General features: G+C 71.0%; 19 protein-coding genes. 8 read left to right on the top strand and 11 right to left on the bottom strand.

Features of this window, described 5'->3' with window-relative positions:
• Nucleotides 1-13 precede the first annotated feature (13 nt).
• The 4 genes from IE278_RS02480 to IE278_RS02465 form a co-directional block, all read right to left on the bottom strand.
• Nucleotides 14-937, bottom strand: coding sequence for an ABC transporter permease (locus tag IE278_RS02480; RefSeq protein WP_189768200.1), 924 nt, complete (start codon nt 935-937; stop codon nt 14-16).
• Complete coding sequence (locus IE278_RS02475; RefSeq protein ID WP_189768198.1) at nt 934-2,013, bottom strand: ABC transporter permease; 1,080 nt, start codon at nt 2,011-2,013, stop codon at nt 934-936. Before IE278_RS02475 ends, IE278_RS02480 begins: the two co-directional genes overlap by 4 nt.
• Before the next feature lie 88 nt (nt 2,014-2,101).
• Complete coding sequence (locus tag IE278_RS02470; RefSeq protein ID WP_246569762.1) at nt 2,102-3,826, bottom strand: ABC transporter ATP-binding protein; 1,725 nt, start codon at nt 3,824-3,826, stop codon at nt 2,102-2,104.
• Between the two features lie 194 nt (nt 3,827-4,020).
• Entirely contained in the window at nt 4,021-5,037 is a 1,017-nt protein-coding gene (locus IE278_RS02465; protein ID WP_189768194.1) for a BMP family protein, read from the bottom strand.
• Between the two features lie 166 nt (nt 5,038-5,203).
• Between IE278_RS02465 and IE278_RS02460 the strand changes: the two genes are divergently transcribed.
• Complete coding sequence (locus tag IE278_RS02460; protein ID WP_246569759.1) at nt 5,204-5,923, top strand: GntR family transcriptional regulator; 720 nt, start codon at nt 5,204-5,206, stop codon at nt 5,921-5,923.
• A gap of 162 nt (nt 5,924-6,085) precedes the next feature.
• On the opposite strand, the gene IE278_RS02455 is transcribed toward IE278_RS02460, so the two are convergent.
• A complete protein-coding gene (locus IE278_RS02455) occupies nt 6,086-6,694 on the bottom strand; it encodes a TetR/AcrR family transcriptional regulator (protein WP_189768192.1) in 609 nt (202 codons plus the stop codon).
• 109 nt (nt 6,695-6,803) lie between these two features.
• Here IE278_RS02455 and IE278_RS02450 point away from each other — a divergent pair, with 109 nt between their 5' ends.
• The 3 genes from IE278_RS02450 (at nt 6,804) to IE278_RS02440 (ending at nt 9,650) form a co-directional block, all read left to right on the top strand.
• Nucleotides 6,804-7,856: a zinc-binding dehydrogenase gene (locus tag IE278_RS02450; RefSeq protein WP_189768190.1), complete on the top strand. Its 1,053-nt coding sequence runs from the start codon at nt 6,804-6,806 to the stop codon at nt 7,854-7,856.
• Between the two features lie 19 nt (nt 7,857-7,875).
• A complete protein-coding gene (locus IE278_RS02445) occupies nt 7,876-8,478 on the top strand; it encodes an NADPH-dependent F420 reductase (protein WP_189768188.1) in 603 nt (200 codons plus the stop codon).
• A 74-nt stretch (nt 8,479-8,552) separates the two neighbouring features.
• On the top strand, nt 8,553-9,650 hold the full coding sequence (locus IE278_RS02440) for an alkene reductase (protein WP_189768186.1): 1,098 nt from the start codon (nt 8,553-8,555) through the stop codon (nt 9,648-9,650).
• 696 nt (nt 9,651-10,346) lie between these two features.
• On the opposite strand, the gene IE278_RS42070 is transcribed toward IE278_RS02440, so the two are convergent.
• From IE278_RS42070 to IE278_RS02415, 4 genes are all read right to left on the bottom strand, one after another.
• Nucleotides 10,347-10,520, bottom strand: a complete 174-nt coding sequence (locus tag IE278_RS42070; protein WP_246569939.1) for a hypothetical protein — start codon at nt 10,518-10,520, stop codon at nt 10,347-10,349.
• 763 nt (nt 10,521-11,283) lie between these two features.
• Nucleotides 11,284-12,228, bottom strand: coding sequence for a CU044_5270 family protein (locus IE278_RS02425; protein ID WP_189768182.1), 945 nt, complete (start codon nt 12,226-12,228; stop codon nt 11,284-11,286).
• Nucleotides 12,225-12,983, bottom strand: a complete 759-nt coding sequence (locus IE278_RS02420; protein WP_189768181.1) for an RNA polymerase sigma factor — start codon at nt 12,981-12,983, stop codon at nt 12,225-12,227. Before IE278_RS02420 ends, IE278_RS02425 begins: the two co-directional genes overlap by 4 nt.
• A gap of 138 nt (nt 12,984-13,121) precedes the next feature.
• Nucleotides 13,122-13,964: an NmrA family NAD(P)-binding protein gene (locus tag IE278_RS02415; protein ID WP_189768179.1), complete on the bottom strand. Its 843-nt coding sequence runs from the start codon at nt 13,962-13,964 to the stop codon at nt 13,122-13,124.
• Between the two features lie 128 nt (nt 13,965-14,092).
• Between IE278_RS02415 and IE278_RS02410 the strand changes: the two genes are divergently transcribed.
• Both IE278_RS02410 and IE278_RS02405 read left to right on the top strand, forming a co-directional pair.
• Nucleotides 14,093-14,551, top strand: coding sequence for a MarR family winged helix-turn-helix transcriptional regulator (locus IE278_RS02410; protein ID WP_189768177.1), 459 nt, complete (start codon nt 14,093-14,095; stop codon nt 14,549-14,551).
• Between the two features lie 42 nt (nt 14,552-14,593).
• Complete coding sequence (locus tag IE278_RS02405) at nt 14,594-14,929, top strand: hypothetical protein (protein ID WP_189768175.1); 336 nt, start codon at nt 14,594-14,596, stop codon at nt 14,927-14,929.
• A 67-nt stretch (nt 14,930-14,996) separates the two neighbouring features.
• Here IE278_RS02405 and IE278_RS02400 read toward each other — a convergent pair whose 3' ends face one another.
• Nucleotides 14,997-15,401 (bottom strand): SRPBCC family protein, encoded by a 405-nt coding sequence (locus tag IE278_RS02400; RefSeq protein ID WP_189768173.1) that lies wholly within the window; start codon nt 15,399-15,401, stop codon nt 14,997-14,999.
• Nucleotides 15,402-15,459: 58 nt separating this feature from the next.
• Nucleotides 15,460-15,723 carry an HU family DNA-binding protein gene (locus IE278_RS02395; RefSeq protein WP_189768171.1) on the bottom strand — a complete coding sequence of 88 codons (264 nt, stop codon included), beginning with the start codon at nt 15,721-15,723 and terminating at the stop codon, nt 15,460-15,462.
• Between IE278_RS02395 and IE278_RS42870 the strand changes: the two genes are divergently transcribed.
• Nucleotides 15,704-16,252, top strand: a complete 549-nt coding sequence (locus tag IE278_RS42870) for an MmyB family transcriptional regulator (RefSeq protein ID WP_281403094.1) — start codon at nt 15,704-15,706, stop codon at nt 16,250-16,252. The two genes, IE278_RS02395 and IE278_RS42870, sit on opposite strands and share 20 nt — an antisense overlap.
• A gap of 620 nt (nt 16,253-16,872) precedes the next feature.
• The gene (locus IE278_RS02385; protein ID WP_189768166.1) at nt 16,873-20,151 is read left to right on the top strand and encodes a DUF6603 domain-containing protein; all 3,279 of its coding nucleotides are present in this window, start codon (nt 16,873-16,875) and stop codon (nt 20,149-20,151) included.
• The last annotated feature ends 3 nt before the right edge of the window (nt 20,152-20,154 follow it).

The raw sequence follows: 20,154 nt of genomic DNA, 5'->3' as shown, positions 1-20,154 counted from the left end.
CGGGTGCGCGGCGTCAAGTGCCGCGTACGAAGGGCACGGTGAGCGCCGCGGGTGCCCGGCTGCGGCCCACCAGCCCGCTGACCGCGAGAAGCGCGAACAGGTAAGGAAGCGTGGTCAGCAGCGGGGCGGAGACATGCAGGCCGAGGGCGGGCGCGGCGAACTGGAGCGCCTGGACTACACCGAAGAACAGGCAGGCCAGCACGGTGGGCCAGGCCCGCCAACGGCCGGCGATCACCGCGACGACCGCCAGGTAGCCGATACCGGCGGTGATGTTGTCACTGAAGGCATGCACCTCGGACAGCGCCAGCTGGGCACCGGCCAGGGCGGAGACGGCGCCGGTCAGCAGGACGACGGCGTAGCGGACGGCGCGTACGGGCAGCCCGCAGCGGTCGGCGGTGGTCGCGTCCTCCCCCACCGCGTCGATCGCGAGCCCCCAGGGGGTTCGCCGCGCGAGTCCGACGGCAAGCGCGCCGGTCACGGCACAGGCCAGATAGCCGAGGGCGCTCTGCTCGAACAGGGCCGGGCCGAGCACCGGCAGGTCGTGCAGGACGGGCACCGGCATCGGGTCGAAGCCGGGTACGGAGTCCGCGGCGCCGTCGCCGAACAGCAGCCGTGCCCCGTAGGTCGTGCCGCCGAGAGCCAGGGCGTTGATCGTGATCCCCGTGACGATCTGGTCGGCGCGCAGGGTGACGCTGAGGACCGCCTGGAGCAGGGCCACGGTCAGCCCCGCGGCGAGCGCGGTGAGGACGCCCACGGCCGCGCTGCCCGAGGCGAGCGCGCCGGCCGCGCCCGCGAACGCGCCGGTGAGCATCATGCCTTCGACCGACAGGTTGAGAACTCCCGCGCGTTCACTGAGGAGCTCACCGGCGGAGGCGAGCAGCAGCGGTACTGCCAGTCGGACGCCGCCCGCGGCGAGTTCGTCGAGTACGGCGCTCATGTGGCGGCTCCCGTACGGCGGTTGCTCCACAGCATCGTCGCCGCGATCAGCAGGACCAGGACGCTCTGCACGATCTGCACCGACGACGCCGGTACCCCGGCCGCGAGTTGGAGGTTGATGCCACCGCTGGTGAGGAAGCCCAGCAGCAGCGAGACGGCGGCCACGGCGATCAGCGAGCCGCGGGCCAGCAGCCCCACCACGAGCCCGGTGAAGCCGTACCCGGAGGAGAAGTGCTCGGCGAGCACGTACGGCGCGGTCGCCACGAGGCAGGCACCCGCGAGGCCGGCGAGCCCGCCCGCGACCCCGAGTCCGCCCTCCTGGAGGCGGGCCACCGGCAGTCCGAGCCGGGCCGACGCCGAAGGACTGTGTCCCACCGCCGTCAACCGCAGGCCGGTGCCGGTGAACCGGAGCACGACCGCGGTGACGACGACGGCGACCGCCGCCACGGCGACGATGACGGTCGCGGGCGACTCGGCCCCCGCGATCAGCGGGAGGTGCGCACCGGCGGGCAGCGCCTCGGACTGGGGCAGGGTCTCCGACGAGGTCACCGGCTGCCGCAGCAGTCCCTCCTCGTGCACGGCCACCGACACCGCGCCCACACCCACGAAGTTCAGCAGCAGTGTGGTGATGACCTCGCTGGTGCCGCGGCGCGTCCGCAGAACCGCGGCGAGCCAGGCCCACAGGCCCCCGGCGAGGAACCCGGCCACGAGGGTCAGCGGCACACCGAGCGCGGTCGGCACCTGTGGGGGCAGCGCGAGTCCGGTGGCCGCGGCGGCGAGCCCGCCCGCACACAACTGCCCCTCTCCCCCGACGTTCACCAGCCCGGCGCGGTGGGCGACGCTGAAGCCGGTGGCGATGAGGGCGAGCACGGCGGCGGAGTTCAGCGAGGTGCCGACGGAGTACGGCGAGCCGAACATGCCCTCCTCGAGGGCCGCCCAGGCCGTGGCGGGGTCGGTGCCCGCGGCGACGACGAGCGCGGCCCCGAGACCGACGGTGACGAGCGCGGCGCCCGCGGCGAGGACCGACGGGTGACGTAGACGGCTGAGCGGACGGGGCGGAGCCAGGGACAGAGTCATGAGGGTCCTCGGGGCGGTCGAACGGGTGGCGGCGGGTGAAGAGTTGGGCTGTGTCGCGGGGCGCGGGCCTGAGGGCTGCGCGCCCTGGCTAGGCGGTCGGCGGGGTGGGGGGCGTGATGGCTTCGGTGGGTGGGGCGGGATCGGCGGGCGTGGCGGGATCGGCGGGGGCGGGGGCGGTGAGGGTGGGTGCGGCGACGGTGGGTGCGCTGGCTCTTGCGGAGTCCTCGGCGGCGGCGCCGAGCATGAGACGTCCGATGCGCTCGCGTGCGGCCGGTTCGTGCGGGTCGACCGGGGCGGACAGGCGCCCGCGGTAGGCGACGACCACGCGGTCGCACAGGGCGAGGAGTTCGTCCAGTTCGGAGGAGACGACGAGGACTCCGGCGCCCCGTGCCGCGGCCTCGCGCATACGGCTGTGCACCGCGTGCACGGCCCCGACGTCCAGTCCGCGGGTGGGCTGCGCGGCGGCGAGACACACCAGGGGGTCCAGGGCGAGTTCGCGGGCCAGCACCACCTTCTGCTGGTTGCCTCCCGACAGCGCGGACATCGGGGTGTCCGGGCCCTCGGCACGGATGTCGTGGGCGGTGAGGACCGTGTCGGCCGCACGCCGCATCGCGCGCCGGTCCAGGAACAGCCCGGCGCGGCGGAACTGTCCGAGGCGGCCGAGGAAGAGGTTGGCCGCGACGGACAGCGCGGGGACGCAGCCGTCGTGGTGACGGTCCTCCGGGACGACGCCGAGACCGGCATCGGTCCGCTGCCGCGGTGTGGCCCGGGTGATGTCCGTGTCGCCGACCGCGACGGTGCCCTCGTCCGGCGCACGGGATCCGCCGAGTACGGCCAGGAGTTCGCTCTGGCCGTTGCCCTCCACTCCGGCGACGCCCACGATCTCGCCGTGCCCGACCTCCAGGGAAGCGCCGTCGAGGGCGTGCGTGCCGTCGGTCCCGCGCACGGTGAGGGCGTGCACGCGCAGGGCGGACGGCCCTGGGCGGTCCGCCGGCGCCTGCGGGGTCTTACTCATGCTGGACCCGGTCAGCTCTGTCAGCTCTGTCAGCCCGATGGTGCCGGACAGGGCCGGGTCCAACGAGTCGGCCGAGCGTCCGATCATCAGGGGGACGAGCCGCTCGGCGGGCAGTTCGGCCAGCGGACCGCCGCCGGCGACCCGTCCCCCGCGCAGCACCGTCGCCGTGTCGCCGGTCCGGGCGACCTCACCGAGCTTGTGGGTGATGAGGACCACCGCGCCGCCCCGGTCCGCGATGCGCCGGCAGGTCTTGAGAAGCGCCTCCGTGCCGACCGGATCGAGGACACCGGTCGGCTCGTCGAGCAGCAGCAGCCGTGGCTCACGCAGCAGCGCCTTGACGATCTCGACCCGTTGGCGCACTCCGACCGGCAGATCGGCGACGCGGGCGCCGAGGTCGAGGGTGAGCCCGTACTCGTCGGCGACCCGGTCCACGCGCCGGGCGAGGTCCGGCAGCCGCAGCAGGCGCAGGTTCTCGCCCACGGTGAGGGTCGGTACGAGGCTGAAGTGCTGGTGGACCATGGCGATCTCGGCGGCGAGCGCGTCGGCGGGCCTGCGGGGCGCGTACGGCTTCCCGTACAGGCGCAGCGTCCCGGTGTCGGGGGCGAGCGAGCCGCCGATCAGATGGCACAGGGTCGACTTCCCCGCGCCGTTCTCGCCCAGGACACAGTGCACGGTGCCGGACTCGACGACGAGGCTGACGTCGTCCAGGGCGCGGACGGCGCCGAAGGACTTCGTGAGCCGCCGGATCTCCAGGGCGGGGACCCGCGCCGCGGCCGGGGAGGCGGGCCGGGCCCGCACCTGAGCGGGGACAGAGGGTTGGTCCGGAACCGGGACAGCGGGCTGGTCCGGCTCCGGCGAAGGAGGCTGGTCCGGCGTGGGAGTGCAGGAAGAGGTGCGTTCCGGTGCGGGAGTCCGCGAAGGGGTGTGTTCCGGTGCGGGAGTCCGGGAAGGGGGCTCGGCGGGACGCCGGGTTTCGCGGTCGTGTGGGGTGCTCATCGGGTTGTGATGTCTCCGGCCGCGATCTTCGCCTTGAGTTCGTCGAGCTTCTTCGTGGTCGCCGCGGGCGCGTCGCCGCACAGCACGATGTCGTTGTGCGGCTCGTCGAAGGTGAGACCGAAGTGGACCGACTCGGCCTTCCAGGTGTCGGCGGCGAGGTGGTCGGCGGCGTACTCGATCTCCGCGCCGATGTCCGTCTCGACGTATCCGGCGTAGGCCGCGTCGGCGGAGCACGGGTGCGCGATCGGTCCGCCGATGACGAAGCCGCCGCTCTGCGTGGCCGCCTGCGCGAGGCCCCGGTGTCCGAGGTTGAGGATCTGGCCGAGGACGTCGGCCCCGGCGCCGTAGTCGGCCAGCGCGGACTGCTTGGCCTTGGCGGCGTCGTTGAAGTCGCCCACGTACTGGGGGGCGAGCACCCGCACGGCGGGGTCCGCGGCCTTGGCGCCCTTGGCGAACTCGCCCGCGGCGTTGACGATGGCGGGCAGTTCGGCGCCGCCGACGAAGGCCACGGTGCCCTTCTTCGTCACCAGCGCGGACGCGGCCCCCGAGAGGTAGGCGGCCTCGGCCTGCTGGGGGTCGTAGAGCGCGAGGTTGGCGGTGGATTTGCCGTCGGCGGGGCCGCCGATCTCCGCGAACTTCACGTCGGGGAACCGGGCCGCGACCTTGCGCACGGCCGCGTCCGTCTGGCCGCCCAGGGAGATGACGAGGTCGGAGGCGGTGGCGAACCGGACGAGTGCCTGCTCGTAGTCGGCGGTGGTGACCTGCTCCACCTTGCTGAAGGTGATCGTGCCGTCGTGCTTCTCCGCCGCCCTGCGGTAGCCGAGGTACGCCGATTCCATGAAGCCGTCGTCGGAGAGGGAGCCGGGGAAGAGCACGCCCACCGAGAGCGTGTCGTCGGCGGCGGACGCCGACGGGGAGCCGCCGCAGCCGGTGGCGGCGACGAGCCCGCCGAGGGCGGCCGCGCAGGCCAGGGTGCGCCGGACCGGCGCGGTGCGGGGACGGGAGTGCGGCATCTAGTGCCTCCGGGAGACAGGGCCCGTGAGCCGGTTACTGGTATACCGTTAAGTGCCCTCAGTGTCCGAGCTGTGTGTTTCAGCGGTGTTAGGGCGCGGTTAGCACTCACGGCACCTCGGTGGCGGCGGCCTAGAGTGAGCAGTCCCCGAGACGTGGAGGACATCCGTGGTGAAGAGCGCCGGGCCGACCGCCGAGCCTCGCGGCTCCCTGCGCCAGCACGTGTACGACACGCTGCGCCGACGGATCGTCGAGGCCGAACTCCGCCCGGGTCAGCGGCTGGTGGAGCGCGACCTCGCGACCGAACTGGAGGTGTCCCGCATTCCTCTGCGGGAGGCGCTGCGGCTGCTGGCGGCCGACGGGCTGGTCCTGCTGGTGCCGCACCGGGGCGCGCTGGTGGCCCCCTTCACCCCCGCCGACGTACGCGACCTGTTCGACGTGCGCGAATCGCTGGAGTCGCTCGCCGCCCGCCTCGCGGCCGAACGCACGGACCGCGCGGGTCTGCTGCGGCTCGCCGCACGCCTGGACAGCGCACGCGCCGCGACCCGCGACGGCGACCGGGACGCCATCGCCGCCGCCAACTCCGGCTTCCACAACGACATCGTCGAACTGGCCGACAACCCGCTCCTGACCGGCCTCATGCGCCCGCTGGAGGCGCGCACCCACTGGCTGTTCCGGCTCACCGCGCAGCGCGATACCGCCCAGCAGTGCAGCGAGCACGAGGAGTTGTACGAGGCGATCGCGGCCGGCCACGGCGACCGCGCCGCCTCCCTGGCCCACGACCACATCACGGCGGGCCGCCAGGTCAGTGTCGCGCTGGCCGCGGAGTGGACCGACCCGGAGATCGACCCCGAAGCGGTGGCGGCCCGCCGCCGACGCCGACGCTGACGCACCTCTCGGCCTACGCCGGCCTCTCCGCGGCCGACGAGGGCGGCGACGCGGGCATGGACGCGGACGCCGACGCGGGCGGGAGCTGTGCGCGTAGGCGGGGCAGCACAGGTGGAGCAGCGTCGTCGCGGGCCTGGGGTTCAAGGACCGTTCCGAGTCGCGTCAGTCGAGGGCGTGGCCGCGGCCGGTCCGCAGGATCTCGTCGGAGAGCTCGGGCTCGACATGGCGCACGGCCCGGGCGAGCATCAGCGCGCCGACCATTTCACTGAGCAGGCGCATGGCCCTGCGCCGGGCCTCGCCCGGGTCGAGCTTCTCGCCCTTCTCCTCCGCTTCGCGCAGAAGCTCGGCGGCGAAGCCGGTGAGATAGCCCTCGACCCCTTCGGCATACGCGCTCTGCACGGCTTCGCTGTGCCGTCCGGCGTCGGTGACCAGGGAGGCGGAGGGGCAGCCACCGTCCGGGGCGTCACGGTGTGCGGTGGACAGGTATCCGGCCACGACCCGCTCCAGCGGAGAGCCATCCTCGTCCGGGCCCTCCTCGACCGTCCGGGCCAGGCTCCCGAGTGAGGCGGCGAAAGAGGCCCCGCACACCTCCACGACCAGGTCGTTCTTGGAGGCGAAGTGGTTGTAGAAGCCGCCGTGGGTGAGTCCCGCTTCCTTCATCAGCTCGGCGATGCCGACCGCGTCGATGCCCTGCGAGCGAAACATGCGGCCCGCCGCTTCGAGGATGTTCTGCCGGTTACGGGCCTTGTCCTCCTTGGTGATCCGCGGCATTGCCGTCCTCTCGCGTCGCTCTCGACTTGACCTTTTCAATGACGGCTCTCATCATAACAAGAGTTTCAATGACACCCATCATCAATAATCCATCTCGAACGGGAGCTCCATGCGCGCCATCACCCATGACCAGCAGGGCGAAGCCAGTCATGTACTACGCCTGAGCGAGCAGCCGACCCCCTCCGCGCCCGCAGCCGGACAGGTGCATGTGCGGGTACTGTCCCGGCCCGTCCACCCCGGCGACCTGGCGGGAGTGCAGGGCTTTCCGGATGTGCCGCGGCAGCGGTTCGCCACGCCGCGGATTCCCGGCCTGGAGGGAATGGGCGTCGTCGAGTCCGTCGGCGAGGGCGTGCGGGAGCTGTACGCCGGTCAGCGGGTCGCGTTCTTCCCGGTGCCGGACGCGTGGAGCGAACTCGTCACGGCACCGGCCGATCTGGTGGTGCCGGTCCCCGAAGGTGTCAGCGACGAGACCGCGGCGCTGATGCTGGTCAACCCGATCACCCTGCTCATTCTGCTGCGGGCGGTCGAGGACGCCCAGCACGGCCGGCGCGGCGAGCACAGTGAGCACGGCCGACGCGGCCAGCACGGCCAGGCGGGTCCGGTGGTGCAGACGGCCGCCGGTTCGTCGGTGGGAAAGCTGGTCAGCGCCGCAGCGCTCAAGCACGACATCCCGCTGGTCAACCTGGTACGCAGTGCCGCCGGGGCAGAGACCTTGCGCCAGCGCTTCCCCGGACTGCCGACCATCTCGACGGCCGACGCGGACTGGCGCGCTCAGGTCCGGGACGCGACCGGCGGCCGGGGTGCCGAGGTCGTACTGGACGCGGTGGGCGGGTCCCTGACCGGTGAGTTGGCCGGGCTGCTCGACGACGGCGGCACGCTGATCACCTACGGACAGCTCGGTTCCGGCAGTACGTCACTGGAGTCGGTCGCGCTGATCCCGCGAGGCCTCACCGTACGAGGCGTGTCCATCGGCCGGTGGATGACCCGCACGCCGGACGAACGGGCCGAGGACGTCGCCTTCGCCGCCGGGCTGGCCGCGACCGCCCCGGAACTCTTCGAGGTCGCAGCCTCCTACGACCTCGCCGACTTCGCGCAGGCCGTCGACCATGTCCGCCGCCCCGGCAAGAGCGGAACCGTCCTGCTCACCAGCCCCGCCTCCTGAACCCTACGAAGGGAAAGCCATGAAGATCGGAACCCTCGGCGCCGGTACCGTCGCCCAGGCCATCGCCCACCACGCCGTGGCCCACGGCCACCAGGTCGTACTCAGCAACAGCCGCGGCCCCGCCTCCCTGGCCGGGCTCGCCGACGAACTCGGACCGCTCGCCCACGCCGGCACCCCGGAAGAAGCCGCCGCGGCGGAACTCGTACTCCTCGCGGTCGGCTGGCCCCAGATCCCGGACGCGACAGCCGGCCTGCCGCACTTCGACGGACGCATCGTCATCGACGCCACCAACCAGTTCGCCTCCCCGCCCCCGCACCCGAAGATCGCCGACCTGGGCGAGCTGACCGGCAGCGAGTACGTCGCCTCACTGCTGCCGGGGGCGCGCGTCGTCAAGGCGTTCAACACCCTCTACGGCCAGTACATCGCCGCCGACCCGCGCCATCAGGCCGGGCGTCAGGTGCTGTTCCTCGCCGGTGACGACGCCGACGCCAGGACGACGGTCAAGGACCTCACCGCCGATTTCGGCTTCGCCCCCGTCGACCTCGGCTCCCTGCGCGAGGGCGGACGCCTCATGCAACTCGGCGGCCCGCTCTCCGCCCTCCACGCCCTCAAACAGGACTGAGCCCACCCTCGCGCATTCCTCGCGCCCATCCTCCCTGTCCTCCTCATCCTCCCCTCGACACAAGGAAGTTGCTCATGACCACCCAGCCCCAGACCCAGCCCTTGCTTCAGCCCGTCCGACTCGGTGCGCTGGAGCTCCCCAACCGCGTCGTCATGGCCCCCATGACCCGCGCCCGCGCCCACAACGCGGAGCTGGCTCCCACCGATCTGCACGCGACCTACTACGCGCAGCGCGCCGGCGCCGGGCTGATCGTCACCGAGGGAACCTGGGTCAGTCCCGACGCGATCGGCTTCATCAACGTCCCGGGCATCTACACCGACACGCAGACCGCCGGCTGGGCGAGGGTGACCGAAGCCGTCCACGAGGCGGGCGGGCAGATCGTCTCCCAGCTCGGCCACGTAGGAGCGGCCTCCCACCCCGACCACCTCGGCGGCCGCCTGCCGGCCGGACCCTCGGCCATCAACCCCGGTGAGAAGTCCTTCACCCCCTCCGGCCCCAAGGACACCCTCACCCCGCGCGCCTACACCGCCGCCGAGATAGCCGACACCATCGCCGACTACCGCCACGCGGCCGAGAACGCCCGTCGCGCCGGTTTCGACGGCGTGGAACTCCACGCCCAGGTCTCCCACTTGATCCCGCAGTTCCTCAACCCCCGGCTCAACCAGCGCACCGACGCCTACGGAGGCAGCAGCGAGAAGCGGGCCCGGCTGCTCCTCGACATCCTCGACGCCGTCAGCGACGTGTGGGGCAGCGACCGTACAGCCGTGAAACTATCCCCGGGCTGGACCAGCGGGACCGCGTTCACCGCGGACGAGGAGACACTCGCCGACTACGACCAGCTGCTCAAGAAGCTCAACGACAGCGAGCTGGCCTACCTGCACCTCCTGGGCGCCCCCGGCACCATCGAGGAGCGCGTCGCTCTCTTCTCCCGCTACCGCGCCCACTACCAGGGCAACATCGTCGCCAACCTCGGCTTCACCCAGGCCCTCGGCAACGAGATCCTCGACCACGGCATCGTCGACGCGGTCTCCTTCGGCGCCCCCTTCATCGCCAACCCCGACCTGGTCGAGCGCTTCGCACAGGGCCACCCGCTGGCGACCGACGACCCGGCCACCCACTACGCCGGACACACGGAGGGCTACACCGACTACCCGGCCTTCACGGCTGCCTGAGCAAGGGAGCAGGAGCAGGAGCCGGGGCCGGGGCCACTCGTTGCGGTTGTGGGTGGCGCGCTACTGGTCGAGGCTCGCGAGCCCGGCGCCGTCCGCGCGAACTCCCCAGCGGGCAACTCCCGTCGAAGTCCGTGCTGCCTGTGCAGCCGCCCGACCTGTGTGGTGGGATGTGCCGGTGACATGCGAAGCACCGGAGCCCGCGGCTGCGAAGGCCCAGCATATGTACGGCCCGATTCCGACGGGCGCGGTCGTTGTGCTGGAGTCGTGGCGGTGAGAGGCCGCAGGGCATGGCGCTGGGCTGTGACGGTCTGGCTGGTTCTTGTGGCGGCCACGGGCGGGCTGACCCTGTGGTGGCAGGACTCGACGGAGCCGCAGCGACATGGTGGGGAGGAGTCTCACCCCACGCCCTCGCTCCCGGAAGGATGGCAGTCGGCGTGCGCGGACGCCACACCCGACGAGAACGGCCGGGCGCTTTGCTTCATCAGAACCCGCTAGCACTGTGGCCGCATGGGAGGACACCCTCCGGAAACGCCGCGCCCTGCTGCGCGTCCGCGACGACGCGATCGTCCTGCATGCCATGCGCCGGCCCGACGAGATCGCTTCTGATCCGTCCGCAGCCGGTGCTGCCGTTCTTCCGACAGCGCGGCCGGGGCCCTGGTCGAGGGCCCCGGCTCAGGTGCTGTTGTCAGTGGCGGGTCACCTGTGGGTGGTGTCTGAGCTGTCGCGGGTACCGCTCTTGGCCAGTCCGCGGCTGATCAGGTAGCCGATGGTCAGCAGGGTGACGTACAGCCATGCCTGGTCGGCCGGGAAACGGTCCACGCCGTCAGAGCCGTCACCGACCGCCAAGGAGGCGATGAGGACGGCGATCACCGACGCCGCGTAGACGAAGATCTCCGAGGTCTGAACGAGGGCTTGGTCTCGGACTGCGTTCGACGTGCCGTATGCGTGTCCCTGGTCGGGCCGGATTCCGCTGCCGGATACCCGGGGGACGAAGCTGCGGTCATCGTGTCCTGCTTCCTGAGATAGGGGGTGCCTTGTGGCTTGCAGGCACGCAGCGCGTACCCAGGGTCCGGACATCACACCGCTCCACCCCTATGCGTAGGCCGGACCCCCTCCCCCGTCAGCCAGCCGCGCAAGGGACGGCTGAGGAGCATGCGCCCCATTGCGCCGCATCAGGCGGCCGGTGTCACCGGAGGGTGTCCGTGAGGCAGGGCGCCATCGCGCACTACGGCCCAAAGAACGCGCCCCGAGAGCGATCGTCGTGTACGCCGGTAAGCGAGTTGCCCCGCCCGATCACGCACCAGGATCCGTTCGGCCTCGCGGAAATCGCCCCACGGAGACCGACTCGTAGAGATCGGTCTCGTGGAGATCGGTCTCGTGGAGATCGGTCTCGTGGAGATCGGTCTCGGCATGGCCGCCGTTGCCGTGCGGCGCGGTTCGATCGGATCGCCGCGCAGGACGGCGCAGGATGGCATTGCGCCCGGCGTCGCCGGTGAGCAGGCCGCCGTGAACCCCTCGCCCAGCGCGCATGTCGCCAGCCGCGCCGTACAAACCCCAGGCCGGCGGCCTGGGGTTTGTACGTTGTCCGGGCTGCTTCAGTCCCGCGACGGAACAGCTCTCCGGGAACTGCGAGTCATGCGGCCGGCGCCTCGCCTGTCTCGTCCACGACGTCGACGTCCAGCAGCGCCTCGTCCGCCGAGCCCATGAAGTCGAGGGACTTCTTGTTGAACACCCAGACCGTGCGGCCGTCACGCTCCTTGAAACTCAGGCCGATGCCGGTGCGGCCGGTGTAGTCCTTGGCGTCGGCGACGACCGAGACGCCCGGGATCTTCGCCGCCGCGCGGTAGAGCGCGGCGTCCAGTTCGGGCAGAAGCATGGCGTCGGGCAGCATGCCGCCGATCTTCTCCAGCGCCGCGCTCTCCCTGGTAGGCCCCTCCCCCTTCGTGTCGGCGTAGATCCTCTGCAGCAGCGCATCGGGGTCGGTGGGCAGCTCCTGTAGCTCACGGAACGTGGTGACGTTCGGGTCCGGGTTCAGCGTCATGTCGTGCGTGCCCTTGGAGTACGAGGAGAACGGGTCGCCGGCTCGGAACGGCGGACCCTCCAGCACCGTGATTCGGCGCAGTCCCGCGCGCTTGCCGTCGACGGCGGTCCAACTCGCTTCGCGCAGGACCCGGATGTCCTTGTCAGAGAACTTCATGGTGCCCTGCGTACGGACATAGACGTACTGGTCGTCCCTGACGGGCACGGACTCCTTCGCGGCGGCGACCGCGGCGATGCGATGGAGGAGGTCGACCGCATCCGCGTCGGTCGTGGCGTTCTTGGATCCGCTGCCGTCGGCAAGGACGGCGGCGATGACCGCCGTCGCCGTGACGAGGGGGACGGCGATGGCAACGAACCGGCGGCGCGGGGCGCTCGCCCGCCGGCCGGGTGCCGTCGCGATGTCCGGGAGTTGCGGGGCGCGCTCGGTGAGTTCTCTCATCAGATGGTCCTTCAGCAGGTCGTGGCGGTCGTTCGTCAGGACCGGCTCACCCGGGCTCGGCAGCAGTTCGGCCAGTTCCTCGCGCTCTTCGGGGTTCATCGGTGCTTCTCCTGAGTCGACCGGGCCGTTTCGGGACGGCCACCCGGTACCTGTCCGGTGCGCTGGCCGAGTCCCGGTTTTTCTTGCGTAGTTGGGCCATCGGGTAGCACGGCGGCACGTGGCTCCCCGGGGTAGGCGGCCGGGGGCCCGGCGCGCCCGGGCCGGGCCAACTCAGCCTCCGACAGGGTCCGTAGGCGCTGCCTCGCCCGGGCGAGCCGCGACCGTACGGTGCTCGCGGGTACGCCGAGGGCCTCGCCCGCCGCCGCGTAGCTCAGTCCCGACCAGACGCACAGCGCGAACACTTCACGCTCGGTCCTGCGCAGCCGGCCGAGCGCGGTGTGCGCGGCAGCGAGCCGCTCGGCCCTCTCCATGCGCCCGACGACGTCGTCGGCGAAGTCGGGCAGGGTGTCACGGTCCACCGGGCGGCCTGGCAGCCGGGCGAGCGCGGCGCTGTGCCGGCGGGCGGCGCGGCGCGTGTTGCGCAGGACGTTGGTGGCGATGCCGTACAACCAGGGGCGCAGTCCGTCGCCTTCGGGAACGTCGGCGTCCTCGTCCAAAGGCGCGGCCTCGGGTCTGAGTTTCTCTCTGAGCCGCCAGGCTTCCAGGAAGGTCAGGGACACCACGTCCTCCGCGGTGTGCCGGTCTGCCGACAGGCGGGCGGCATGGCCGTAGACGGCCCGGGCATGCGCGCTGAACAGTTCGGCGAAGGCTTCCGGATCGCCGGCGCGTATCCGGTCACGCAGGGAAAGTTCCACAACCAGCCCTGTCCGCTCGGCACTCGTCGTCTCTGTGGCGACGATCACATCACGAGCAGGCCACCAGCAGCGCGGCCCCGGTCAGCGGATCGCCGCCGCGCACAACGCGCCCCGGTGAGCATCCGAACCGACTGCGCCTCAGGAGAACGCGGCCAGGTGATCGGTGATGAACTGCTGGAAAGTGCGGGCCTGCCTGCGAAGGATCGCCGGCACGTCATCGGACAGCCAGGCCGCCTCGCCCTCGGCGATCAGGCTGACCGCGTGGGCGTTCATCGCGGCCACCGGCTCCGGCACACCGACGTTCGTCATCGCCTGCTTGTCCTCTTCGACTGTGCGTTCGTCGAAGGCGATGGGGCGACCGAGCACAGCTGTCAGCGTCGCCGCCACATCGGCGTAGGAAAGCAGCTCGGGCCCGGTGAGCAGATACGTGCTGCCGGTGTGCCGCTCGGGAGAGGAGGCGATCTCCGCGGCCACCGCCGCGACGTCACGGGCATCGATGAAACCGACCTGCCCGGCACCGGCGGAAGACCCGAAGCGGCCGGTCCGTGAAATGCCGGATGCCAGCATGAGGAGGTTCTGCATATAGAAGTTGCTGCGCAAGAGGGTGTACCCCAGCCCTGAGGCGATCAGACCGGTCTCGATTTCGACCTGTCCGCGCTGCCGGGCGATCGGTGAGTCCGCCGATGCCCTGCTGGTGATCTTCACGACGTGGGCGACGTTCGCGCGAGCGGCGCTGTCGATCACGTTCAGCTCCTGCACCGGCACAGCAGGGCTGACAAGCACCACGCTTTTCACGTCCCGCATGGCCGCGTCGATGGACGCCGGGGCGTTGAGATCACCTTCGACCACATCCACTCCGGCCTGCCTCAGCCCGTCCGCCTTGGCCGGGTCGCGTGCAAGGACCCGGACGGCCTCGCCTCGCTCCGCGAGCAGACGCGCCGCTTCGGAGCCCACCTTGCCGGGTGTCGTTATGAGGATCATGGGCGGCACTTTCCTTTACGGGCAGGGAGTGGGTGCGGAGCACCATGACATACACGTTGGCGCACCCAACGTTGGCTGCCCCAACATAAGCCAGAACTGTTGGGGTGTCCAACGGCTAGGATCAGAGGATGTCGGACATGGAGCACCCCTTGCAGCCCCCCGGTCGGCTACGCGCGCTTGCCAGTTGGCAGGTCAACAAGGTGTCGACGCTCAGCGCCCGGCTGACCGCCCAACGCATGCAGTTGGGCGCCCGCACCGATTTCGCCGTCCTGGCGGCGCTGGAGGAGTACGGGGCGCTCAGCCAAGCCGAGATCGGCCGCCGTCTGGGCCTGGACCGCAACGACGTCAACGGGGTCCTCAACCGCCTGGAAAGCCACCGTCAGGTCGACCGGCAGACCGATCCCACGGACCGGCGCCGCAACCTGATCCGCCTCACCCCCGTCGGCGAAGCGCACCTCGAAGAACTACAACGGCACACCGACGCCGTACAGGACACACTCCTCGCCGGCCTCACCCCAGAGGAACGACAGCAACTGAGCCATCTGCTCAGCAAACTGCTCGACAGTCACCAACCACAGTCGGCGTAACGGGAGCGGAGGACGATCTTGCGACACCCTCGACCTGGGTTCATGTGGGACTGGTGGGCGGTCGACGCCGAGGGCTTCCTCGTGCAGTTCAGCGGCGGGCCCGCTCCTGAGCAGGTGCTGGCGCAGGTGGATCGCGTCGATGCCGCAGCGGCGTGGGCGGAGGAGAACCGCCCTTCGTGGTTCAACGACGCCCCCCAGCCGCTCCACGCCTTCAGCTGTAACGGCGAGTTGCCGACCTACACTCGGCGCGACGTCCCGGACTCCCCTCTGCGGCTGTCCGACGCGCCGGCAGCCGTAGCCGACGTGGCGGCCTTGGCTGTACTTCGCCGGGCAGTGGGAGACACCTGGACGATCTACCTCGACGAGGGATGGGTCTAGCAGCTTTCAGCGCTGTGGCTGACGTCAACCGCCGGCGTCACTGCCGCACTCCCGCACGGGCCGCCGCTCAGCTACGGACGAGCCGGCGCAGGGCAAGGTATGCCAGCGGAGCGTAGGCGACCAGGGCGAGCAGTGGTCCCCGCATCACGAGCCGGGTCTCGGCGCCCGTCCCGGCCGCGGCGCCGGTACGGCGTACGTGCACGTCGTGCCGGAGACGCACCCGTACCGGCCCCAGGCGTACCCGCCAGCTCCAGCTGCACCGTTCGTGGTCGACGCCCTCAACCACGAAGGCGACGCTGAGCCCGAGCACGGACTCGACGCTCCCGCGGACCCCGGGCGCGATGCACGCCGTATCCGTGCGCACCGCCCTGATCTGCGGCGACCAACCGGGCCACTGCTGAAATTCCACGTAGCGCCGCCACACCGTGCCGACCGGGGCGGGGCCGGTGGCCCGCAGACTCAGCGTAGCCATGGGCGCGGCCGCACAGCGACGTATGCGACCGGTGAGCGGCCGGCGCCGGTTGCCGAGCTCACCCCGTACCGTCCTGGAGATAGGCGGCCAGGGCCTTGCCGGGCCGGAAGGCGGCCGTGCTGTCGGCGCCGTGGAAGTCGCCGAAGCTGCCCAGGACGACCGTCTCTCCCGACCTGACGGCCTCGGCGATCACTCCGGGGTGTTCCACCGTCCCGAACAGCGCGTCCAGTACGCGCTCGACATCCTGCGGCGCAAGCCGCTCGCCGTCGCCTGCGGCGTCCGTCTGGCCCGCGGTCCTGTCGATGAGCTGCTGCTTGTCCATAAAAATCAAACCCGTATCCCGTGATGGGGCCCAACCGCCCGCGTACCCCCGCCCTCATCAGCCAGGGCCGCAAGGAGCAGGGGACTCCCTCACCACGATCACGGCTGTCCGTGCCGACCGCACCTCGACAACACTGGCGGCCACGGACTCGAACACTTCCAATGGCACGGAACATCCGACAGCCATTCCAAAGATCGACGGGAACAACGAGCGCGCCCTCGTCGCCGACCTGCGCCAGGCCGTGACCGCCTATCCGGAAGATGCAAACCTGCGCTCCCTCGTCGCCGAAGTCAGCGACGCCAGCCCGCGCTTTCGTGATCTGTGGAACTCAGGAGCGGCAGGGCGGCACGTCACCTCCCGCAAGGTGATGCACCACCGGCTCGCCGGTGAACTCGCCCTGGACTGCGACGTCCTGACCGTTCCCTGCTCCGACCTGAAGATCACCCTGTACACCGCCGCAGCAGACAGCCCCGACGCCGAACGCCTGGAATTCCTACGCGTCAGCGCGGTCCACACCATCACCCCCTGACGCCCGTCACCGGTCGGTGCCGCCCGCGTGAGCGGCGCCGCGCCCCGTAACGCGTTTCCGCCCGCCACGAAGCACACCCCGCTCACGAGTCGCCGGTCGCCTTCGAACTCAGCCAGTTCAGGGCCGCGGTCGGCGCGGCGTCCCGTGCGGCGGTCCGGCTTGGCGCCTCGGGGTGTGGAAAGCCACGTTCCGGTGAATGTGCCCCCGGATTTGCGCTTTGGGGTATGCCGCAGACCCATTCAGGAATCACACTCAGTAATCGTCCGAGTGTGCTGCGTTGCTATCGGATGGTCGCGTCCTGTCGTCTCCTCACCCCCGGGCGGAGGCGGCGTGACCGACGACGGGCCTCGGCTCGGTCGGCGCAGAGGAGCCGCGCGGGCCGCCGCTTGGAGGGGAGAGCTCATGGACGTGACGGAGGGACCTCGGTCCCACAGGGCGACAACACGGCGCGGGAGAGGCCTGTCGGCAGACAGCTTCAGCTCCGGTGATGCAGGCCGGTGGCAGCGATGGCTGGGCGACATCGCGGTGCATTACTCCCCCGGCATCGATATGTGGGGGCCCGACGGAGCCGGCGCGCAACAGGCACCCCACCCAACCGTGTCCACAGACGGGGGTCACCCATGGCACTGACGGTCGACGACCTGGTTGCACTGTTCCCGGCGGACGGGGCCGGAACGTTCGAACTCGACACCGGGCGGCTCGGGATGAGCGGCGAGTCCGAGTCCCTGGAGCATCTGCCCGGCGGTGTCCTGACCCTCACTCAGGCGACGGCCGACAGGGCCACGCTGACGGTGACCGGCAAGGTCAGCTTCGCCGGTGAGGAGATGCCGGCCAGCGCCCGGTTCTTCGCCACCGGCACGGCGGTCGACGCGCTGCTCTTCGAGGCGAGCCCGGCGACCTGGCTGCTGCAGACCGCCGTGGCCCGCGTCGACCTGTCCGCGCTGTCCGGCGGCCGTTCGCTGCGGGTCCTGCTGGCTGCCGGGCAGGCCGCGGCCGAGGCCGGACGGTGCCCCGGCACCGGGCCATGGGTGGGCTTCCAGCTCGGCGGCGCGGTCGCCGACCCGCTGGAGTTCCGCGCCGAACTGCGCAGGGACTCCATCGGCACGGCCCAGCCCCTCGACGGACCACCCCTGTTGATCACCCCACTGCTCGAAGCCCTCGGCGAGTACGACGTCGAACTGCCCGGCCCGCTGGTCGACTGGCTGGAGCGGGTCCAGCTGCACCAGCATCCGATGGGCAAGACGGACAACCTGATGGTCACCGCCGAGGCTCCGGTGGACCACGACACCGGCGCGAACCCGGTGGAAGTGCTGGTGCTGCGGACCACGGTGCTCGGCCGCACCGGCCAGGACGGCAAACCCAAGGCCACCACCGTCGCCATGGTCCGGGTCCGCACGGACTGGGACGGCTCGGGGCTGCCGGTGATCGGCCCCATGATCGGCGACGGGCTGCTGTCCCTGCCCGCACTCCAGGTCATGTACGTCTCCGAGAACCTCGGCGCCGAAGACGTCATCAAGATCAACCGGGTCGTCACGGAGTACGACCTCGGACCGCTCCAGCAGTTGCCGGTGGCGAACGAGGCGGCAGGGGTCCCACTGGGCAAGAACGTGAGTGCGGCGGTCCACCTCGCCGTCATGGGCCAACCGACCCCGGCAGTGGTGATCACCGTGCCGCCGAAGTTCGGACCGGATCCGCAGGGCCCGGACAAGCCGAAGCTCGAATACGAGTTCGTGATCGGCAAGCAGTTCGGGCCTGTCTACCTGTCCGCGATCGTGTTCCGTCACGACTTCAAAAAGGGCTTGCTGATCGAGCTCCAGGGCCAGGTCACGATCGGTTCCCTCACCTGGCAGGTCGCCGGACTCGGCTTCTACGTCGGCATGGGCGGCGGCTTCCCGCTGCTGCCCTTCCTGCACGGCATGAATATCGAGGCCACCGCCGCCGACGGGCTCATCGGCCTCAAGGGCGGCCTGCTCAACAAGACACCCGACGACCCCACCCTCGACTTCGAACTCGCCGGACTGATCCTGGTCCAGGCGATGGCGGTCGAACTGGGCGCGCAGGCCGTGTGGGCACGCAGCGTCGAAGGCTGGCACTCGGTCTTCATCTACGGTGAGGTCTCCCTCCTCGGCGGTGCCTCGGTCTTCGGCCCGCCACCCTTCACCGTCACCGGCTTCTCCGCCGGATTCGGGATCAACAGCTCCTTCAAGAAGGTCCCCAGCGGTGCCGAGCTCGCCGAATTCCCGCTGGTGGCACGGCTGGACGCGGCCCAGGCGCTGCCCGGCATGCCCGCCCCGACGCCGTACACCCCCGAGGACGCGCTCAAGGCCCTCACCGGACCCACCGGCTGGATCCGCCCCACCGAGGGCCAGTACTGGATCGCCGCCGGAGTGAAGTTCACCAGCTTCGGCTTCATCGAGACCAAGGCCCTCGCCGTCATCGAACTCGGCGACTCCGTCAAGGCCATGCTGCTCGGCCGTACCTCCGTCAGCCTGCCGCGCACCCTCGTTCCGACCGCCCGCGCCATCGCCAGGGTGAACATCGGCCTGAGCCTCGGCTTCAGCTCCGCCGAGCACTGCCTGTCCATGGACGTGGCCCTGCTGCCCGGCAGCTATGTGCTCGACCCGTCGATCGAACTCACCGGCGGTCTGGCCGTCTATGTCTGGACCGGCGGATACCGCGCCGGGGACTTCGCCATCAGCCTCGGCGGCTACCACCCCGCCTACAACGTCCCCGCGCACTACCCCCGGCCCAAGCGGCTCGGGTTCGTGTGGTCCCCGGCGAGCGACATCACCGTACGGGCCGAGGCCTATGCCGCGATCACCCCCGCCGCGTTCATGTTCGGGGGGCGCCTGGCCGCCGTCTACGACAAGGGCATCTTCTCCGCCTGGTTCACCGCCCACCTGGACGTGCTGGTCCAGTGGAAACCCTTCTACCTCGACGTCCGGCTCGGCATCAGCATCGGCGTCGCGGCCACCATCAAGGTCTGGTTCGTCCGGGTCCGCATCTCCGTCGAGGTCGGCATCGACCTGCACCTGTGGCTGCCGCCCTTCGGGGGCCGGGCCACCGTCAAACTCTGGTTCATCTCCTTCAGCTTCGGCTTCGGCTCCTCCCGCGACAGCACCCCCGCCGTGGACTGGCCCGAGTTCCGCACCCAGATCCCCGCACCCGTCCGGGTCGTAGCCAACGAAGGCCTGCTCGCCGACGCCGACCAGGGCGAGATCGCCCGGCGCGCGGCCGCCAAGGAACCGATCCTCGTCTCGTCGGCCGGCTTCACCTTCACCACCGAGGCCGGCATCCCCGCCTCGCACCTCTACCTCAACGAACGGCTGATCAAGCAGTCCGAGGACGGGACCATCGACATCCGCCCCATGCGGAAGACCGGTGTCACCTCCGCCCACCGGGTCACCCTCACCAAGGACGGCACGACCTTCCACCCCGCCGACCACTACTGGGTGGTCAAGCCGGTCACCGGCACCGTCGCCCCCGGCCTGTGGGGCAAACCCCTGGCCAAACCCGGCGATGCGCTCGACGGCGACCAACTGCTCGAGAACCGCCTCACCGGACTGCGCATCACCCTGCCCGCGCCGGACTACGGCACCGACACCGGACCCGTCACCTCGAAGGCGCTCTCGTACGAAGGACTCCCGGACGGCCGCATGCCCCTGCGCGTCTCCGATCCCGCCGGACCCGAACCACGAGCCGACGACGGAAGCGTACGGACCATCGTCGACACCGTCGCCGATCCCACCGTCAAGGGCCGCCGCACCGCCGTGCTCAGCACGCTCACCCGGCTCGGCGCGGGACCCGGCGCCGACACCGACAGCCCGCTCAGCGGTTACGCCGCGCTCGCCGGCCGCAGCCTGACCACCCCGCCCCTGACCACCACCGCGACGAGGTGACCG

The organism is Streptomyces tauricus (assembly GCF_014650955.1).
Classification (GTDB): Bacteria; Actinomycetota; Actinomycetes; order Streptomycetales; family Streptomycetaceae; genus Streptomyces; species Streptomyces tauricus.
The sequence above is the reverse complement of the archived record's forward strand: the minus strand, read 5'-3'. Positions and strand labels throughout refer to the sequence as shown.